The sequence below is a fragment of the Rhodococcus sp. JG-3 genome, assembly GCF_000482405.1.
In the GTDB taxonomy this organism is placed as follows: domain Bacteria; phylum Actinomycetota; class Actinomycetes; order Mycobacteriales; family Mycobacteriaceae; genus Rhodococcoides; species Rhodococcoides fascians.
Window position 1 is genome coordinate 3,095,462 of sequence record NZ_KI519398.1, and the last position, 16,359, is coordinate 3,111,820.

Below are 16,359 nucleotides of genomic sequence, written 5' to 3' on the forward strand. Positions count from 1 at the left end.
ACGTCGGCGGCGATCGGAGCATTCGTGCTGGTGGGGTGCAGCTCCACCGTCACCGGAACAGCCGAGCCCACTGCCGGTGGCACCACCGCATCGCAGCCCGGCACGGACCTGAACACACTGCTCATCGACCCGGCGAGCTTCCCGGCCCCGTACGACGCGTTGGTTTTGCCCCAGCAGGCCATCTCGCAGGCCGCTCCCGATCTCAGCGGAATACCGGCCGGTGCCGAGGTCAGCCCGGCGGGGTGTAAACCAGCGGACCAGGACTTCGGCCCGACCGGTACGGCGATGATCGTCGGCACCGACAACGACAGTCGATCCACGATCTCCATCGAACTGACCGCTGTCGACCAGCCGCTCTCGGCGCGCAAAGAGCAGCTCGAACAGTGCGGCGAAGTGACCGCAACCAAGTCCGGTGCCACCTCCACGGTCACGTCCACGCTGACACCCGCACCGCCGATAGACGCCGACGACACACTCGCCGTGCGACAGACCGTCTCGTCGGGCACCGGCGGGGATGCCGTCACCCAGTCGATGTTGACCCTGATGGCGCAGGTCGACGGCGTGCGGATCTCGGCGACATTCATGTCCTTCGGGTCCGCCACACCCGATGCAATGACGTTGGACGAGCTGTTCACGGCCGCGGTGCAGAAGGTGAACCAGAGCTGACGTTCTCCTGCCGAAGTGGCGGCCTCTCTAGCAGAGCGGACCGACACGGTCCGCTCGGCGGAGGCGGGTGGACGCCGTTTCATCCACAGAGAGTCCGGCATGCACAGGGTGCTGCTCGGCCCCTGGTCGAGCCGGGAAGGCACCACGGAGCCTCGTAAGACTTCGAGGCATGTACACACCGACGAACTCCCACGACCCCTTCTCCGGTCGACACCGCGTACGGATCGGTGACGCGAGCGAACTGTTGGCCGCGATCCCGGCGATGCTCGGCTTCGATCCCCATCGATCGATGGTGCTGATCGCGCTCGAGGACGGCGGCACCAGCATCGGCCCGACGATGCGGCACGACCTCGTGCTGGCCGGCGAACACACCGATCGACGTGCGGGTAGCGACACTCGCGCCACGCCGGACATGCTCGACGTCATCGACTACCTGGCGGGCTACTGCGCATTCGAGAACATCGTCTCGGTGATCGCTGTGTTCGTCGACGACAGACTCGGCCGCAACGAGCGAACGCACTACACACTCGACGTTCAGGATCTGGTGAACGAGCTCGAGGTCACCCTCCCGACGTTCGGTGTGCGGCTCGAAGCCGCCTTCGCAACCTCGGCCATTGCCGATGCCGCGCACTGGTGGTCGCTACAGGGACCACGGCAGCACGGTCGTATAGCCGATCCGACGGCATCGCCGCTGACGGTGGCCAGAGTGCTGGACGGCTATCCGGTGCGACGCTCGAGAGACGAGCTCGCCGAATTCATCGCACCCGGCCCGGTCGAGACGGTGCAGGCAGTCGCCGCCGAGATGGCAAAGTTTCGGCGCAGCGGTGCACTGTCGCTGACCGACCACCTGACAGCGGTGTTGTCCTACCTCGCGCGGTCTCCCTACGACTCCGAGCTCGAGACCACCGACTTCGCGCGGGTCGCCGTCGCGATCGGGCATGTGCAGGTCCGGGACGCGGTGCTGGCACTGACTCTCGGTGAGGATGCAGATATCGTCGAGGAATTCTGGGTGCACCTCGTCCGTGTGGTTCCGAACCGCGAAAGAGCAATAGCAGCAACACTTCTCGCGTTCAGCGCCTACGTGCGAGGAGACGGGCCGATGGCCCGAATCGCGATCGATGCGGCCCTGAAGGCAGACAGCTCCCACAGTTTGGCGTCGCTGTTGGACCGGTCGCTCGGTGTCGGTGCCAGTCCTGCCCTGGTTCGCGAAGTCGCCGAGAGTGGGTTCGCCTGTGCGCGAGCCTGTGGCATTCGGCTACCGGGCGACCGGTTCGGTCGGCGCTGATCTGGAGTCTGCTCAGCGAGCCGCGTGAGAACGGTCGCCGAGCTGCTGCAGAAAGTCCCACGCATCGGACACGATGCGATCGAGATCGGTCAACTCCGGCGTCCAATGCAGTTCCTCGACGGCACGGGCGCTCGATGCGATCAGCACGGCCGGATCACCGAGCCTGCGAGGCGCATGTTCGACGGCAATGGGCAGTCCGGTGACGCGCTTGCACGACGAGATGACCTCGTCGACGGAGAATCCCGTTCCGCTGCCGAGGTTGTAGATGGAGTGCCGACCGGGTTGGGCGGCATCGACGGCGAGGATGTGCGCTTCGGCGAGATCGGCGACGTGGATGTAATCGCGGACGGCTGTGCCGTCGGGAGTGGGCCAGTCCGTGCCGAACACCGAGATCTTCTCTCGCTGACCGAGGGCGACCTGTAATACGAGGGGGATGAGATGGGTCTCGACGACGCGGTTCTCACCGAAACCCTTGTACGCGCCGGCCACGTTGAAGTACCTCAGACTGGTAGCGGCGAGACCGTAGGCCGCTGCGTACGAGGTGATGGCGTGGTCAATCGCGAGTTTCGTCGCACCGTACGGGTTGGTGGGACGTGTGGGGTCGTCCTCGGTGATGGGAGTCTTCTCGGGCTCGCCGTAGGTGGCCGCGGTGGAGGAGAACACCAACTTGGGGGTGCCGGAGGACCGGATCGCGTCCAGAAGAGCCAGGGACGTCACTACGTTCCCACTCCAGTACTTGTCCGGCGACACAACCGACTCGCCCACCAACGACTGCGCTGCGAAATGCAGAACTGCATCGAAGTCGCCGCCCGTCAATACTTCCGCCGCGACGTCTTTGATGTCACCCTCGACGAAAGTGACCCCGGCGGGAACGGCATCCCGATTACCGGTGGACAGGTTGTCCACGACGACGACCTCATGGCCGCGTTCGTCGAGTACCGCCGCGCACACACTGCCGACGTACCCTGCACCACCGGTAACGAGAAGCTTCACTGTTCGATCTCCCTCACACGCGGCAGAGGCCGTCCGTGGGAAGAGATCAGACCTTCTTCACCTGAACGGCATGCGCCATTTCGTCGGATATGTCGACACCACTGTGTCCTGGCACCGTGATCGTCACCGACCCGGGCTTGGCTTCGACTGTAACCCGGGCATCGGGAACCACGCCCGCCTCGCGTAGCTGAGCGATGACCTCGGGGTCGGACTGAACGTGCTCGGCCAAGCGGCGAACGACGACCGCCGTAGGCTCGCCGAGCGGTACGTCGGTGAGACGAATGAGAGCCTCCGGTGCCAGTGTCGTCTGACCCAGACCCAACTCCGCCAGACCAGGGATCGGATTACCGTAGGGCGAGGTCGTCGGGTTGTTCAGCACGGTGACCAACCGGCGCTCGACCTCCTCGCTCATCACGTGTTCCCAACGGCACGCCTCGGCGTGCACATCTTCCCAGCGCAGTCCGATGATGTCGACGAGCAGACGCTCCGCGAGACGGTGCTTGCGCATGACCGCGACGGCCAGGCTGCGGCCCTTCTCGGTCAGCTCCAGATGCCGGTCGCCGGCGACGGACAGAAGACCGTCGCGCTCCATTCGGGCGACGGTCTGACTGACGGTGGGACCACTCTGCTCCAGCCGCTCGGCGATCCGCGCGCGGAGCGGGATGACGCCTTCTTCTTCCAAATCGTAGATCGTCCGGAGGTACATCTCCGTGGTGTCGACCAGATCCTTCACACTCAACCCCTTCGTCGGGTTCGATCCTACCGTCAGCGGCTCTGAATCGGCGCTGCACCCGATGGCGGCGGGCGCGGCGCATCACAACCCCGGAAGCCGCTCGCCGTGGCGCGTCACAACCGGGTACCGAAGACAACACCGGAACCCGGCAACACCATCCCGCGCGGCAACGTAGTTTTGTCCGTATGTCTGATCAGGCGACACGCGCCGCCGTATCCATTCCGAACCGTCCCGAGGACATCGTCGTGTGGAGCGCGGACTATCTCGGTTACCGGTGGAGCGACGACCATCCGATGAACCCGACGCGGCTCGATCTGACGATGGCCCTCGCCACCGATCTCGGTGTGTTGGCGGGCGTGGAGCTCGTCGAACCGTCGGCGGCACCGGACTCGGAGCTGCTGCGTTTTCATACCAGCGCGTACATCGAGGCCGTCAAGCGCGCGCCGTCGCAGGGTCCGGCCTTGCGAGACCCCGACGACGTCGTCCACGGTCTCGGTTCCGACGACAACCCGGTGTTCGAGCACATGCACGAAGCCAGCGCGATGCTGACCGGCGGCTCCTTGGCGGCCGCGCGGGAGATCGCGTCGGGGCGGGCCAGGAGAGCCGTGAGCATCGGCGGTGGAATGCACCACGCGATGGCCGATTGGGCCTCGGGCTTCTGCGTCTACAACGACGCCGCCATCGCGATTTCGTGGTTGCTGGACAACGGGTTCGATCGCATCGCCTACATCGACGTCGACGCACACCACGGCGACGGCGTCCAAGCAGCGTTTCTCGGTGATCCTCGGGTTCTGACGGTTTCGCTGCATCAGCACCCGGCAACACTGTGGCCGAACACCGGATGGTCGACGGAGGTAGGAACCGAACGCGGAGAGGGTTCCTCGATCAACGTCCCACTGCTGCCCGGAACCGCAGATCGGCTCTGGCTGCGCGCTTTCCACGCGATCGTTCCGGGCGCGATCGGAGCGTTCCGGCCGCAGATCATCGTCAGTCAGTGCGGCGTCGACAGTCACCGCGAGGATCCGCTCGCAGACCTTGCGCTCACCGTCGACGGGCAGAACGCGGCCTTCCTGGCGATGCGCGACCTTGCGGACCGATACTCGGAGGGTCGGTGGTTGGCCGTCGGGGGAGGCGGGTACGGCCTCGTTCGGGTGGTTCCACGGGCCTGGACTCACCTGATCGCCGCTGCCCTCGGCCGCAACATCGATCCGATGGCACCCCTACCCGACACCTGGCGCGAGCGAGTGAGAACCATGGCACCGAGCGTGGATCTGCCCCAGACCATGGGCGACGGTGGGGATGTCGACTATCCCGCCTGGGACGGTCCCGGCGGATCGTTGGCCGGAACGGACGGCACCGACCGGGCACTCGAACGCGTCGACTCGGCCATCATCGCCACTCGTCGAGCAGTGTTTCCGCTGCTCGGACTCGATCCGGAGGACCCGCGTGACTGATTCCACCGGTACCGATCCGGCCGCCGAACAGGCCGCCGCGACAGACGAGAAGAGCAGCAAGGAACTGGCACGAGAGCGCGCGGAAACAGAATTTCCGCGGCACTGGGTCGCCGACGTTCTGACGTCGGACGGCGGCGTCGTGCACCTGCGGCCCATCGTGCCCTCGGACTCCGAGGCCATCGTGGCTTTTCACGGACGACTGTCGGAGCGCACCAGATACCTTCGGTACTTCGGCCCCTATCCGACGATGCCGCAGCGGGACGTTCTGAACTTCACCACTGTCGACCATCACGACCGTGTGGCCTTCGTTGCAGTACTGGGCGATGACATCATCGCGGTCGGCCGGTACGAGCGGCTACCCGAGGGCGACGGCAACTCGGCCGAGGTTGCTTTCGTCGTCGCCGACGCCCACCAGGGCCGCGGACTCGGACCCATCCTGCTCGAGCACCTCGCGGGTGCGGCCGCCGAGAACGGCGTCAACATGTTCGTCGCCGAGGTGTTGGCCGAAAACCGCAACATGGTCACCGTGTTCCGGGAGGCCGGATATCAGGTGAGCCGTTCCTTCGAGGGCGGCGTCCTGCGGCTGGAATTCGCCATCGATCCGAGCGAGGCATTGCTGTCGGTGCGGAACTCTCGCGAGCGCGCAGCCGAGGCCCGTAGCGTTCGCAACGTACTCAGCCCTCGATCGGTCGCCGTGATCGGCGCATCGACCGACAGCTCCAAGGTGGGCAACGCGGTGCTGGCGAACCTGCTCGCCGGTAACTTCACGGGCCCGGTGTACCCCGTCAACGCCGACCACCGCTCGGTGCGCGGTGTGCGCGCGTACGCCACCGTGCACGACATCCCGGACCCGGTCGACCTTGCTATCGCTGCGGTTCCGGCCGATGCCATCGACGCGGTGCTCGACGACTGCCTGGACAAAGGTGTCAAAGCACTGCTCGTGGTGTCGGGTGGATTCGGCGAGACCGGGCCAGCGGGGCAGGAGAGCGAACGCAGACTGGTGCTCGCCGCTCGTGCCCACGGGATGCGGTTGATCGGGCCCAACGCGCTCGGCGTCGCGAACACCGACCCTGAGTTCGGGTTGAACGCCACATTGGCACCGCATCTGCCGACCCCGGGCAACGTCGGGTTCTTCTGCCAGTCCGGCGCGCTCGGCATCGCAATTCTCGACGAGGCAGCCAATCGCCGACTGGGTCTGTCGACGTTCGTCTCCGCCGGCAACCGAGCGGACGTCTCGGGCAACGACCTACTGCAGTACTGGGACTCCGACCCGGCGACCGAGGTGATCCTGCTGTACCTGGAGAGCTTCGGAAATCCCCGCAAGTTCACCCGGATCGCACGACGGGTCGCGCGCAGCAAGCCGATCATCGCGGTCAAGAGTGGCCGCGGCGCCGTGCCACCCGCGCACGCCATCGGTGCCGACATCGACGATTCCATTGTCCGAGCGTTGTTCGCCCAAGCCGGAGTGATCCAGGTCGACACCATCTCCGAACTGTTCGACTGCGCAGTACTGTTCGGCAACCAACCGCTCCCGGCCGGCCCGCGCGTGGCCGTCGTGGGCAACTCGACGGCCCTGGGAGTCCTGGCCGTCGACGCCGCTCGCGCCAAAGGCTTGCATGCCGATATCCCGACCGACGTCGGACCGCAGGCCGGTCCCGAGGATTTTGCCGCGGCCGTCTCGTCGGCACTGGCCGCCTCCGACATCGATGCAGTGATCGTCGTGTTCGTGCCCCCGGTCGCGGTCGAGGTAGAACCGTTCGCGACTGCGCTGGGCAATGCGGTCCGGGGATCCGACAAGCCGGTGCTGTCGACATTCCTTGCCACCGAAGGTATCCCGGATGTGCTGGCTGTACGCGGGCCCGGCGGGCACCCGGTTCGGGGCTCGGTTCCGTCGTACTCGAGCCCCGAACGAGCCGTGGCGGCACTCGCTGCCGCGTGGCGGTATTCGTCCTGGCGCTCGCGGCCGGTGTCGAATCTGGTTCGGCCCAAGAGCATCGACGGCGATCGCGCCAAGCAGCTTGTCCGGGATTGGCGTTCGGCAGGGGGACAAGGGCGCTGGCTGTCGGATTTCGAGACTGCCGAACTGTTGGCCTGTTATGGCCTCGACGTCGTGGCGTTCCGCGCCGTCACCGACGAGAACGAGGCCGTCGCGGCGGCCGACGAACTGGGGTACCCGGTTGCCGTGAAGGCGACAGGGAAGCGGTGGCGGCACCGGCCCGATCTGGGCGGTGTCCGCTTGGACGTCGCCGACGCCTCGGCAGTACGGGTGGCATACCGCAACCTGGCCGCCGAATCCGGAGAGCCGCTACTGCACGTCCAGCGCATGGCAGTCAAGGGAATCGGCTGCGTGGTGCGGGTTCAGGACGACCCGTCGTTCGGATCGCTCATCTCGTTCGGTCTGGCCGGAGTGATCTCGGATCTGTTGGGCGACCGTGCCTACCGTGTGCTGCCGTTGACCGAGGACGAAGCGGCACAGTTGATCGACGCGCCGAAGGCTGCTCCGCTGCTGTCGGGCTACCGAAACGCCGTGCCGGTCAATAAGAGTGCGCTGATCGACCTCGTCCAGCGCATATCTGCGCTGGCCGAGGACATTCCCGACATCCGTGAGATTTCTTGCGAACCGGTGCTGGCATCCGCCGACGGCGCGTACATCACCGATGCGCGAGTACGAATCGGGCCCGAACCGACGAAGGCAGATCTGGGTCCCCGACGATTGCGTTGACGAGGACTGTGTCGCCGAAAACGAGAGAAGCGGCGACCGAGCCGACGTCCCGAGGGGGAAAGAACGTCGGTTCGGCCACCGCGTCGGATGGCGCGAACGGGAGTGGTCACCGTCGCTCCACCGGTCGGAGAACTGGAATCAGCTGGCGTACGAACGCAACTTCTCGGCGCGGTCACCCTGGCGAAGCTTGACCATCACCTCGCGCTCGATCTGACGCACGCGCTCGCGAGACAGTCCGAAGAGCTTGCCGATCTGATCGAGGGTGCGCGGCTGGCCGTCGTCCAAGCCGTAGCGCAGGCGAATGACCTGCTGCTCACGTTCGTCGAGGGTGCCGAGCACAACGCGAACGTCGCTGTGCAGCAGCCCGGCGATGACGGCGTTCTCGGCGGACGTGGCTTCCGAGTCCTCGATGAAGTCACCCAGCGGCGCTTCCTCGTCGCTACCCACCGGCATGTCGAGGCTGACCGGATCCCGGCTGTGGTCGAGCAGATCCGCAATCTTCTCGACTGCGATGCCCGATTCACTCGACAGCTCTTCGTCGGTTGCCTCGCGTCCGAGCTGCTGATGCAGCTCCCGCTTGATCCGGGCGAGTTTGTTGACCTGCTCGACGAGGTGGACAGGGAGCCGAATCGTTCGGCTCTGATCTGCCATGCCGCGAGTGATGGCCTGACGGATCCACCACGTTGCGTAGGTCGAGAACTTGAAGCCCTTCGCGTAGTCGAACTTTTCCATGGCGCGAATCAGGCCCAGGTTGCCCTCCTGGATCAGGTCGAGCAACGGCATTCCGCGACCGGTGTAGCGCTTGGCGAGCGAGACGACCAACCGGAGGTTTGCTTCGAGCAGATGGCTGCGCGCCGCGCTTCCGTCCCGCACGATGATGGCCAGGTTGCGCTTCTTGACTGCGCTCAACCGTTTCGTGTTCTCGAGAACCTGCTTGGCGTACAGACCTGCCTCGATCCTCTTGGCCAGGTCGACCTCTTCTTCAGCCGTCAGCAACGCGGTGCGGCCGATGCCGTTGAGGTAGACGCGAACGAGATCGGCTGCTGGGCTCTGGGCGTCCAGATCGGCATCGGTGGGCCGCGGACGAATCGTGGTGCTGGGGCTGGTCATGACTTGCCTCCTGGTCGGTGGTGTCTCACAGGTTCAACGCTCGGGACGCTCCGATAAGTTCCCACGCCGATCCTTGTGATACCCGCCTGACCAGGGAATACGGCGGGTCCGTCCTGAGAAGTTGCTGAGAACGTTCGCAGCGGGAACGGCAGCGCAGCCCCAGGTCCGTTCAGCGAGCCGGCAACACGAGTCCGTGCCGCACCAGACCCTGCATCAGCGTCACCGCATGCCCCGCCAGTTCGTCGGCATCCTCACCGTGCGCGGCGGCGAGCAGCTCGACCAGTTCGCCCACCGCGAGCCCATCCGGACGCAGGCCCGCCAGAAGCGCGGCACCGAGCTCGTCGACGTCGTGCTGCCACTGTGGTCCGTTTCCCCGGTGGACACGGATCGCCACCGGAGCCCAGCCCTCGTCGCCGGGAAGAAACACCCGTTCGAGCGCGGTGTTGGGGTCGAGAGTCAGTACCGAGTCGAGAATGTGGTTGTCACGGAGCCACTCGAGCCGAGAGAAATACTCGAGCGACTCGTTCCCGAGCGGGTCGGAGAACCCGTGCGTCAACTCCTCGGCGAGCAGATCCGTCGGAGAGTCCGTCTTGCGTAGATACACGAACCCGAAACCGACGCCCTCGACACCCGCGGCGGCGAAATGATCGAGCCAGGACTGGGCCACCGCGGCCGCATCGGGGTCGCGCGGGTCCAAACCGCCGTCGCGCATCCAGGTGCCCACATACAGAGCGGGGTCTGCCACGTCACGCTCGACCACCCAGGCGTCGACGCCGTGGGCGGGAAGCCAGGACGCCACTCTCGTACGCCAGTCCTCGCCCTCGATGTGCACCCACGACGCGAGGATGGCAGCAGTCCCACCGAGGGTGAGGTGCTCGGGTGCCTGGGCGATCATCAATGCGCTCGCACCGTCGAGGTCGAGGCCGGAATCTCGGTACGAGTGCAGTACTTCGGCTCGTCCCACGACGAACGGGGGATTGGCGACGATCCGATCGAACGTACGTCCGGCCACCGGCTCGAACCACGAACCGTGCAGCAATTCGACGTCGAGACCGTTGAGGGCCGTCGTCGCTGCCGCCAGATCCATCGAACGCGGGCTGATGTCGGTCGCGGTGACCGTCGTTGCGTAGTCGCACGCGTGGACGGCTTGGACGCCGCATCCGGTTCCGACGTCGAGGACGGTGTCCACTGGCGAGGTCGGTGTACCGCGCAACAACGACAGCGACGCCTGGCCGACGCCGAGCACATGATCGGAGGCCGTGTCGGCGACGCGCATGCTGCCGTCGGGATCGGAGACGATCCACCGGGTTCCGTGCCCGGCGTCGAGGGGCCGGATGTCGAGCAGGGTGCGCACCGTGGATCCGGTACGAGTGAGAATGTCGGCCGAGATGGCTTCGGAGACGGTCAGCGGTGCGAGAGCGGCCGCGACCTCGTCCTCGGGGCAGTCGTCGACCAGCAGGAACAATCGCACCAGGACACCCAGATCCCCGCCGCCGAGGCTCGCGTTGCGGACCGGTACCGGTTCGCTGCGTCCCAGTGCGGCGTGGGCGTCGGAGCCCAGCAACGTCAGGACGCCGTCGGCGTCGTAACCCGCGCGATCGAAGGCTTCACGGAGGGCAGCGGCGGCAGCGACCAGTGGGGACGGAGAAATCTGTGCGTTCACCGAGCAAGTGTCGCACCGCCTGTCGGCTTCCTGTCAGTCCTCGCCGGCTTCGATCACGCGGTGATTGCTCGATTCGATGGCCGGACTGTCGATGGTCCGGTAGTCGTACCGGCTCATTTCGTCCTTGGTACGCGGCGGCCGATCGTTCGCGATCAACACCGCCATCCATGGGAGCGGAATGGACAGACCGACGATCGCCATGGATATCCATGGGTTCATCCACATTCCGTATGCCAGTGCAGCGAGCACCAAGGCCGGTATGCGGAAGGACATGATGAACATGTACTTGCGGACACGCGCTTTGTGCTGCTCTTCCACCGACTGTTGCGCCTCGGTGATCAGGACGGGCCCATCCGGCGAGTCGCTGTACGCGCTTCCGTCGAACCCTGGGGTTCTCGTCATACCTCCACTGTGGCACTACCGCTCACAGATTGCATACGACGAGCTGTGCGACCGGTTCGAACACAGTGTGGCGACGGATTAATCTGTGTTCATGAGCACTCAGACGAAGGACCGTCCCGACATCGCTCCGGACGAAACCACCGACGATGACCGGCCGAAATTCTTCCATTACGTCAAGAAGAACAAGATCGCCGAAAGCGCCGTCATGGGTACCCATGTGGTAGCGCTGTGCGGCGAGGTGTTTCCGGTCACCAAGTCTGCAAAACCGGGCTCACCGGTGTGCCCGGACTGCAAGAAGGTCTACGAGGGCCTCAAGAAGGGCGAGTGACGGCTCACCTCCGACGGTGACCCCGCCGGACCCGACCGTCACTGAGACGGTTCGGGCCGGTCGGATCGCTGCCGATCGCCGACCACTTTGATCGGGCCTGTGGCCAGACGCCGCGCTACCGCGGTCACCGGTCCCGACGGCTTGTCGTCCGCCGCTGCCTGAGCAGCGAGCCACTCACGCATTTGATCCATTCGGGTTGCTCTGGCCGGCCAGAACTCCTGGATCGTCGCGTTGAACTCGGCTCCGAGGACCACGGCGAAGCCGAGAAAGAACGTGAAGAGCAGAAACGCGATCGGAGTTGCCAGCGCACCGTAGGTGTAGCCGGTGCTGGTGACCCAGGTCAGGTACCGGCGCAGTACGGCGCTGGCAATCATGAAGAACACCCCGGCCAGCAGTGCTCCACCGAGCAGACGATGCCAGGGCAGTGACGTGTGCAATGCCAGCTTGTACAACGTGGTCAGTCCGATGATCAGCAACAAGCCGACGGCCGGGTAGTACAGGAAGTCGACGAGTTCGCTGCCGACGGTCAGCCACGAATCGGGCAATATCTGCTGGACGTACACCGGTCCGAGTGCGACGAGCGGAAGCACGAACACCGCGATGATCAGGAAGCCGACGTAGAGGAGCAGCGCGAAGAACCGCTGCCAGACGGGATTTCGAGCGTCGGCCTGTCCGTGTGCTTCGACGATGGAGTCCACGAACGTCGAGATCGCCGACGAGCCCGCCCACAGCGAGAGCAGAAAGCCGACCGAGACGATTTCACCGCTGCCCTGTGCGAGGACGTCTCGGACGGTCGGCGCGATGATCTGATCGACGACACTGCTGCTGAAGAGCGTGTTGCTGAAGGTGATGATCTTCGACTCGATGATGTCGACGGTGTTGGGGCCGAACCATCCTCCGACGAAACCGAGACTGCCCAGCACCCCGAGCAGAAGGGGCGGTAGCGACAGCGTCTGCCAGAAGGCGGCGGTCGCGGCCTTGCTGAAGATCGAATCGTCCCAGGCCTTGCCGAGCGTGCGCAGAGTCACTTTCCACACCGCACGTAGCGGGTTTCTCGCCGACAATCGCGGCGGCGTGGGAGTTGGGCCTGCAGACTCGCTCATGGTGCCTCCAGCATTCCTGACCGATGCCGACTTCGCCTAACGACCGACGCGCCGTGTCGCGTCCGACATCACCCCAGCGATGCGGGATCCGTCGGTACGGAGCGATAGGCTCCTCGGCGGACACTGCAGGGCTACCGAGAGCGCGAGGAATTTACATCGATGCCAGGAACCGGCGGCCAGTGAGCGCTGACATGTTCGATCCCACACCACCATCCACCGATCAGACGGCTGCGCCCGTCGCCGGCGGGGCACCTCTACGTGCCTGGCAGCGACGCGCGCTGACGAAGTATCTCGTCGCCTCGCCCAAGGACTTCCTGGCGGTGGCGACCCCGGGTGCAGGTAAGACCACGTTCGCCCTGCGCGTCGCCGCCGAACTGCTCGCGCACCGCACCGTCGATCAGGTGACGGTGGTGGCACCCACCGAGCACCTCAAGCATCAGTGGGCCGAGTCGGCGGCGCGGGTGGGCATTGCGTTGGACTCACGCTTCTCCAACTCGACTGGGCAGACCTCGAGTGACTACCACGGTGTGGTGGTGACCTACGCGCAGATCGCCTCGCATCCGTTCAAGCACCGAGTGCGCACGGAGGCCCGCAAGACTCTGGTGATCCTCGACGAGATCCACCACGGTGGTGACGCGAAGAGCTGGGGCGAGGGCATCCGCGAGGCGTTCGGCGACGCCACCCGACGCCTTGCGTTGACGGGTACTCCGTTCCGCAGCGACGACAGTCCCATTCCGTTCGTCAATTACGAACCGGATCAGGACGGCCTGATGCGGTCGAAGGCCGATCACGCGTACGGCTACTCCGACGCCCTCGCCGACGGAGTCGTTCGCCCGGTCGTCTTCCTCGCGTATTCCGGGGAGGCACGGTGGCGGGACAGCGCAGGCGAGGAGTACACCGCTCGGTTGGGCGAGCCGCTGAATGCGGAGCAGACCGCACGGGCCTGGCGTACCGCCCTCGACCCGCAGGGCGACTGGATGCCTGCGGTGCTGTTGGCTGCGAACACACGATTGGCACAGTTGCGGTCGGGCGGTATGCCCGACGCAGGTGGTCTCGTGATCGCGACCGACCAGACGGTGGCGCGGGCCTACGCCAAGCTGATCGAGGTGATCACGGGGGAGACGCCGACCCTCGTCCTCTCCGACGACCCCACATCCTCGGCTCGTATCGCCGAGTTCGGCAAGAGTGATCAGCGGTGGATGGTTGCCGTTCGCATGGTGTCCGAGGGTGTCGACGTTCCGCGTCTCGCCGTCGGCGTCTACGCCACCAGTGCATCCACTCCGCTGTACTTCGCGCAGGCAATCGGTCGTTTCGTGCGATCACGCCGTAAGGGCGAGACGGCGAGCGTCTTCCTGCCGTCGGTACCGGTCCTGCTCGACCTCGCCTCACAGCTCGAGGCTCAGCGCGACCATATTCTCGGCAAGCCCCACCGCGAGAAGGACGGCTTCGACGACGAGCTGCTGGCCGACGCCAACAAGCAGAAGGACGAGCTGGGCGAGGAAGAGAAGGCGTACACCTCCCTCGGCGCGGATGCCGAGCTCGATCAGGTGATCTACGACGGGTCCTCGTTCGGGACCGCGACGTTCTCGGGCAGCGACGAAGAAGCCGACTACCTCGGGCTCCCCGGCCTGCTCGACGCGACGCAGATGCGCGACCTGCTTCGCCAGCGTCAGCAGGAGCAGATCGACAAACCCGCTGCGGGCCCGGCGGTCCCCGCGCCTGCCGTCGTCAACGACAGGGCCACCAGTGCCGGCCAGTTGGCCGGCCTGAGGCGGGAATTGAACAGTTTGGTTGCGGTGTACCACCACCGGACGGGGAAGCCGCACGGCGTCATTCACGGCGATCTGCGTCGAATCTGCGGTGGGCCGCCGACGGCGATGGCATCAGCTGAGCAGCTGGGTGAGCGAATCGCGCAGTTGCGCAAGATGTAGCACCCGACGGACGAGTGCTGCCGGCGGACTGTGTCGGTGACACGACAACGACGGACGGTCCAGAGACCGTCCGTCGTTGTGATCGTGCGTTGATGCAGTTGTATCGGTACAGCTGTGGCGAACTGGCGTCCCCCGACGAGTCGGTGGGTTACACCGTGGAGTCCGATTCGGTCATCACCGTTGCGTTCACTTCACGCAAGCGGGCTTCGTGCTCGGTGGCGTGGTGACCGCAGAAGAGAAGCTCTCCACCGGTCGAGAGCACGACACGCGCGCGAGCCCCTGCACCGCACCGGTCGCACCGGTCCGCTGCTGTCAATTGTGGGCTGGTCAATGTTCCGGGCATGACTCCTCCGTACTGGCTTGCGGGTATGTCCCGTTCGCCTGGGGCCGGTCCGCCGCGTCGGTATGGCGCGGTTCGTTCACTCTGTCAGACGTATGGCGGTCACGCGTTGTTCCCGAGCGCGTTTCTTTGTGTTGTCACTAACACGAAACATGTCCTACGAGCAGGAACGTCGTGAATCCTGTTCGCTGACAGCTGATAGGGAATCGGACGGGTGGCGGCAGTAGGGTCCCGGTGTGGCTTCGACTTCTCTCTCGCTGTCCGGCGCTTCGAGGCTGGGTATCCCGTCGCTGTTCGTGATCGGTGCCGTATGCATGTACGTCGGTGCGGCCATCGGAGTGTTCCTGTTCGACACGGTGAACCCGGCTGCGGTGGCCTGGCTGCGGGGCTTCGGTGCCGCTGTCGTCCTGATCACCTGGCGTAGGCCGTGGCGTCGACGCGGCGGTGCCGGATCCGTATGGACGGTACGACGCGCGGTGACCGCTGCCGCGTTCGGAGCAGCCACCATCGGCATGAACGTGATGTTCTACGAGGCCATCGCTCGGCTGCCCCTGGGTGCGGCGGTCGCCATCGAGTTTCTGGGCCCGATCGTCGTCGCCGCAGCAGGATCTCGGAAGCTCACCGATGCACTCGCGGTCGTTCTGGTGGTCGCCGGCGTTGCTGCCATCGCGTCGGCTCAGTTCGAGGGCGGCGAGGTGGGATTGATCGGAATCGCGTTCGCGCTCGGTTCGGCGGCTCTGTGGGCGGCGTACATCGTGCTGGGCAAGTCCGTGGCCGACGCCGGGCAGGGGCTCGACGACATGGCTGCCGGTTTCGGAATCGCATCGGTGGTTCTCGCCGTGCCGCTGTTCGCACCGTTCGCATTCGCGCACACCGACGTTCTGAGCGACTGGCGCATCTGGGTTCTGGGCCTGGGCGTCGGATTGCTGTCGAGCGTCGTTCCGTACGTTCTCGACCAGTACGTCCTGGTCCGAGTGGGTCGGGCTCGCTTCGCGTTGCTGTTGGCGTTGCTGCCCGCGACCGCGACTGTCGTCGGTGCCGTGGTGCTGACCCAGGTGCCGACGCTGCTCGAGTCCCTGGGAATCCTTGCCGTCATCGCCGCAGTGGTGCTCGGCGGCCTGCCGGGCCGAACGCGCGGTGGGGCACCCACGCTGCCCCCGCCCTGACTTCGAGGACACGGCTCGGGGACGCGCGGGGTGTGGGACACGAGCCCCCGAGAACCCGGCACAATGGCGGTGTGACCGAGAGAACCGACGTCCTCGTACATCTGTGCACCACGGAGGAGTGGTCGAGAATCCGGGGCGGTACCGAGTACACGCCGGAGTCGTTCGCCGAACTGGGTTTCGTTCACCTCTCCACGCCCGAGCAGGTGCATCTGCCCGCGAACCGGCTCTTCCCAGGACGCACCGATCTGGTGCTGCTGGCGCTGGACCCAGCGCGGTTGAGTGCGCCGGTGCAGTGGGAGCCGGGTGTGCCGTCCGACCCGCAGTCGATGCTGTTTCCGCACCTGTACGGACCGCTACCGCTCGTGGCCGTCACTGCCGCCGTCGAGTACCGACCGGGGCCAGCCGGGGATTTCGGGACGCCCGTGCTCTGACCGAAAGCCTGGCAGTCGCCAGCAACGAGAAG

The 16,359-nt window shown here is 65.7% G+C and carries 15 protein-coding genes; 8 read left to right on the forward strand and 7 right to left on the reverse strand.

All coding sequences use genetic code 11. The features are described from left to right. Nucleotides 1-12: 12 nt before the first annotated feature. Together K414_RS0116095 and K414_RS0116100 are read left to right on the forward strand one after the other, a co-directional pair. The gene (locus K414_RS0116095; protein ID WP_032365090.1) at nucleotides 13-666 is read left to right on the forward strand and encodes a DUF5642 family protein; all 654 of its coding nucleotides are present in this window, start codon (nucleotides 13-15) and stop codon (nucleotides 664-666) included. Between the two features lie 169 nt (nucleotides 667-835). After that, on the forward strand, nucleotides 836-1,951 hold the full coding sequence (locus K414_RS0116100; protein WP_027496873.1) for a DUF4192 domain-containing protein: 1,116 nt from the start codon (nucleotides 836-838) through the stop codon (nucleotides 1,949-1,951). 12 nt (nucleotides 1,952-1,963) lie between these two features. On the opposite strand, the gene galE is transcribed toward K414_RS0116100, so the two are convergent. Together galE and K414_RS0116110 are read right to left on the reverse strand one after the other, a co-directional pair. Then, nucleotides 1,964-2,944 (reverse strand): UDP-glucose 4-epimerase GalE, encoded by a 981-nt coding sequence (gene galE, locus K414_RS0116105; RefSeq protein ID WP_027496874.1) that lies wholly within the window; start codon nucleotides 2,942-2,944, stop codon nucleotides 1,964-1,966. 46 nt (nucleotides 2,945-2,990) lie between these two features. Beyond that, nucleotides 2,991-3,677 carry a metal-dependent transcriptional regulator gene (locus K414_RS0116110; RefSeq protein WP_027496875.1) on the reverse strand — a complete coding sequence of 229 codons (687 nt, stop codon included), beginning with the start codon at nucleotides 3,675-3,677 and terminating at the stop codon, nucleotides 2,991-2,993. Nucleotides 3,678-3,862: 185 nt separating this feature from the next. Here K414_RS0116110 and K414_RS0116115 point away from each other — a divergent pair, with 185 nt between their 5' ends. Then, a complete protein-coding gene (locus K414_RS0116115; RefSeq protein WP_051365138.1) occupies nucleotides 3,863-5,131 on the forward strand; it encodes an acetoin utilization protein AcuC in 1,269 nt (422 codons plus the stop codon). 64 nt (nucleotides 5,132-5,195) lie between these two features. Next, on the forward strand, nucleotides 5,196-7,853 hold the full coding sequence (locus K414_RS0116120) for a bifunctional GNAT family N-acetyltransferase/acetate--CoA ligase family protein (protein WP_027496877.1): 2,658 nt from the start codon (nucleotides 5,196-5,198) through the stop codon (nucleotides 7,851-7,853). Between the two features lie 138 nt (nucleotides 7,854-7,991). On the opposite strand, the gene K414_RS0116125 is transcribed toward K414_RS0116120, so the two are convergent. The 3 genes from K414_RS0116125 to K414_RS0116135 form a co-directional block, all read right to left on the reverse strand. Beyond that, a complete protein-coding gene (locus K414_RS0116125; RefSeq protein WP_027496878.1) occupies nucleotides 7,992-8,963 on the reverse strand; it encodes a sigma-70 family RNA polymerase sigma factor in 972 nt (323 codons plus the stop codon). A 169-nt stretch (nucleotides 8,964-9,132) separates the two neighbouring features. Next, complete coding sequence (locus K414_RS0116130) at nucleotides 9,133-10,614, reverse strand: class I SAM-dependent methyltransferase (protein ID WP_027496879.1); 1,482 nt, start codon at nucleotides 10,612-10,614, stop codon at nucleotides 9,133-9,135. A 45-nt stretch (nucleotides 10,615-10,659) separates the two neighbouring features. After that, nucleotides 10,660-11,028: a DUF3099 domain-containing protein gene (locus K414_RS0116135; protein WP_027496880.1), complete on the reverse strand. Its 369-nt coding sequence runs from the start codon at nucleotides 11,026-11,028 to the stop codon at nucleotides 10,660-10,662. Between the two features lie 91 nt (nucleotides 11,029-11,119). On the opposite strand from K414_RS0116135, the gene K414_RS0116140 reads away from it, so the two are divergent. Next, nucleotides 11,120-11,356 carry a DUF3039 domain-containing protein gene (locus tag K414_RS0116140; RefSeq protein WP_027496881.1) on the forward strand — a complete coding sequence of 79 codons (237 nt, stop codon included), beginning with the start codon at nucleotides 11,120-11,122 and terminating at the stop codon, nucleotides 11,354-11,356. A gap of 38 nt (nucleotides 11,357-11,394) precedes the next feature. Here the strand turns inward: K414_RS0116140 and K414_RS0116145 are convergent, their stop codons facing one another. Then, nucleotides 11,395-12,459, reverse strand: coding sequence for a YihY/virulence factor BrkB family protein (locus K414_RS0116145; RefSeq protein ID WP_045841788.1), 1,065 nt, complete (start codon nucleotides 12,457-12,459; stop codon nucleotides 11,395-11,397). 191 nt (nucleotides 12,460-12,650) lie between these two features. Here K414_RS0116145 and K414_RS0116150 point away from each other — a divergent pair, with 191 nt between their 5' ends. Then, on the forward strand, nucleotides 12,651-14,390 hold the full coding sequence (locus tag K414_RS0116150; protein WP_027496883.1) for a DEAD/DEAH box helicase: 1,740 nt from the start codon (nucleotides 12,651-12,653) through the stop codon (nucleotides 14,388-14,390). Between the two features lie 148 nt (nucleotides 14,391-14,538). Here the strand turns inward: K414_RS0116150 and K414_RS28610 are convergent, their stop codons facing one another. Further along, a complete protein-coding gene (locus K414_RS28610) occupies nucleotides 14,539-14,733 on the reverse strand; it encodes a hypothetical protein (RefSeq protein WP_027496884.1) in 195 nt (64 codons plus the stop codon). A gap of 233 nt (nucleotides 14,734-14,966) precedes the next feature. On the opposite strand from K414_RS28610, the gene K414_RS0116160 reads away from it, so the two are divergent. Both K414_RS0116160 and K414_RS0116165 read left to right on the forward strand, forming a co-directional pair. Then, entirely contained in the window at nucleotides 14,967-15,896 is a 930-nt protein-coding gene (locus K414_RS0116160) for an EamA family transporter (protein WP_027496885.1), read from the forward strand. Nucleotides 15,897-15,967: 71 nt separating this feature from the next. After that, the gene (locus tag K414_RS0116165) at nucleotides 15,968-16,327 is read left to right on the forward strand and encodes a DUF952 domain-containing protein (protein ID WP_027496886.1); all 360 of its coding nucleotides are present in this window, start codon (nucleotides 15,968-15,970) and stop codon (nucleotides 16,325-16,327) included. The last annotated feature ends 32 nt before the right edge of the window (nucleotides 16,328-16,359 follow it).

Bases quoted from the DNA above. Each gene is read 5' to 3' on its own strand.
- K414_RS0116100 (WP_027496873.1), top strand. From the start codon at position 836: ATGTACACACCGACGAACTCCCACGACCCCTTCTCCGGTCGACACCGC.
- K414_RS0116115 (WP_051365138.1), top strand. From the start codon at position 3,863: ATGTCTGATCAGGCGACACGCGCCGCCGTATCCATTCCGAACCGTCCC.
- K414_RS0116125 (WP_027496878.1), bottom strand. From the start codon at position 8,963: ATGACCAGCCCCAGCACCACGATTCGTCCGCGGCCCACCGATGCCGAT.
- K414_RS0116135 (WP_027496880.1), bottom strand. From the start codon at position 11,028: ATGACGAGAACCCCAGGGTTCGACGGAAGCGCGTACAGCGACTCGCCG.
- K414_RS0116140 (WP_027496881.1), top strand. From the start codon at position 11,120: ATGAGCACTCAGACGAAGGACCGTCCCGACATCGCTCCGGACGAAACC.
- K414_RS0116145 (WP_045841788.1), bottom strand. From the start codon at position 12,459: ATGAGCGAGTCTGCAGGCCCAACTCCCACGCCGCCGCGATTGTCGGCG.
- K414_RS0116150 (WP_027496883.1), top strand. From the start codon at position 12,651: ATGTTCGATCCCACACCACCATCCACCGATCAGACGGCTGCGCCCGTC.
- K414_RS28610 (WP_027496884.1), bottom strand. From the start codon at position 14,733: ATGCCCGGAACATTGACCAGCCCACAATTGACAGCAGCGGACCGGTGC.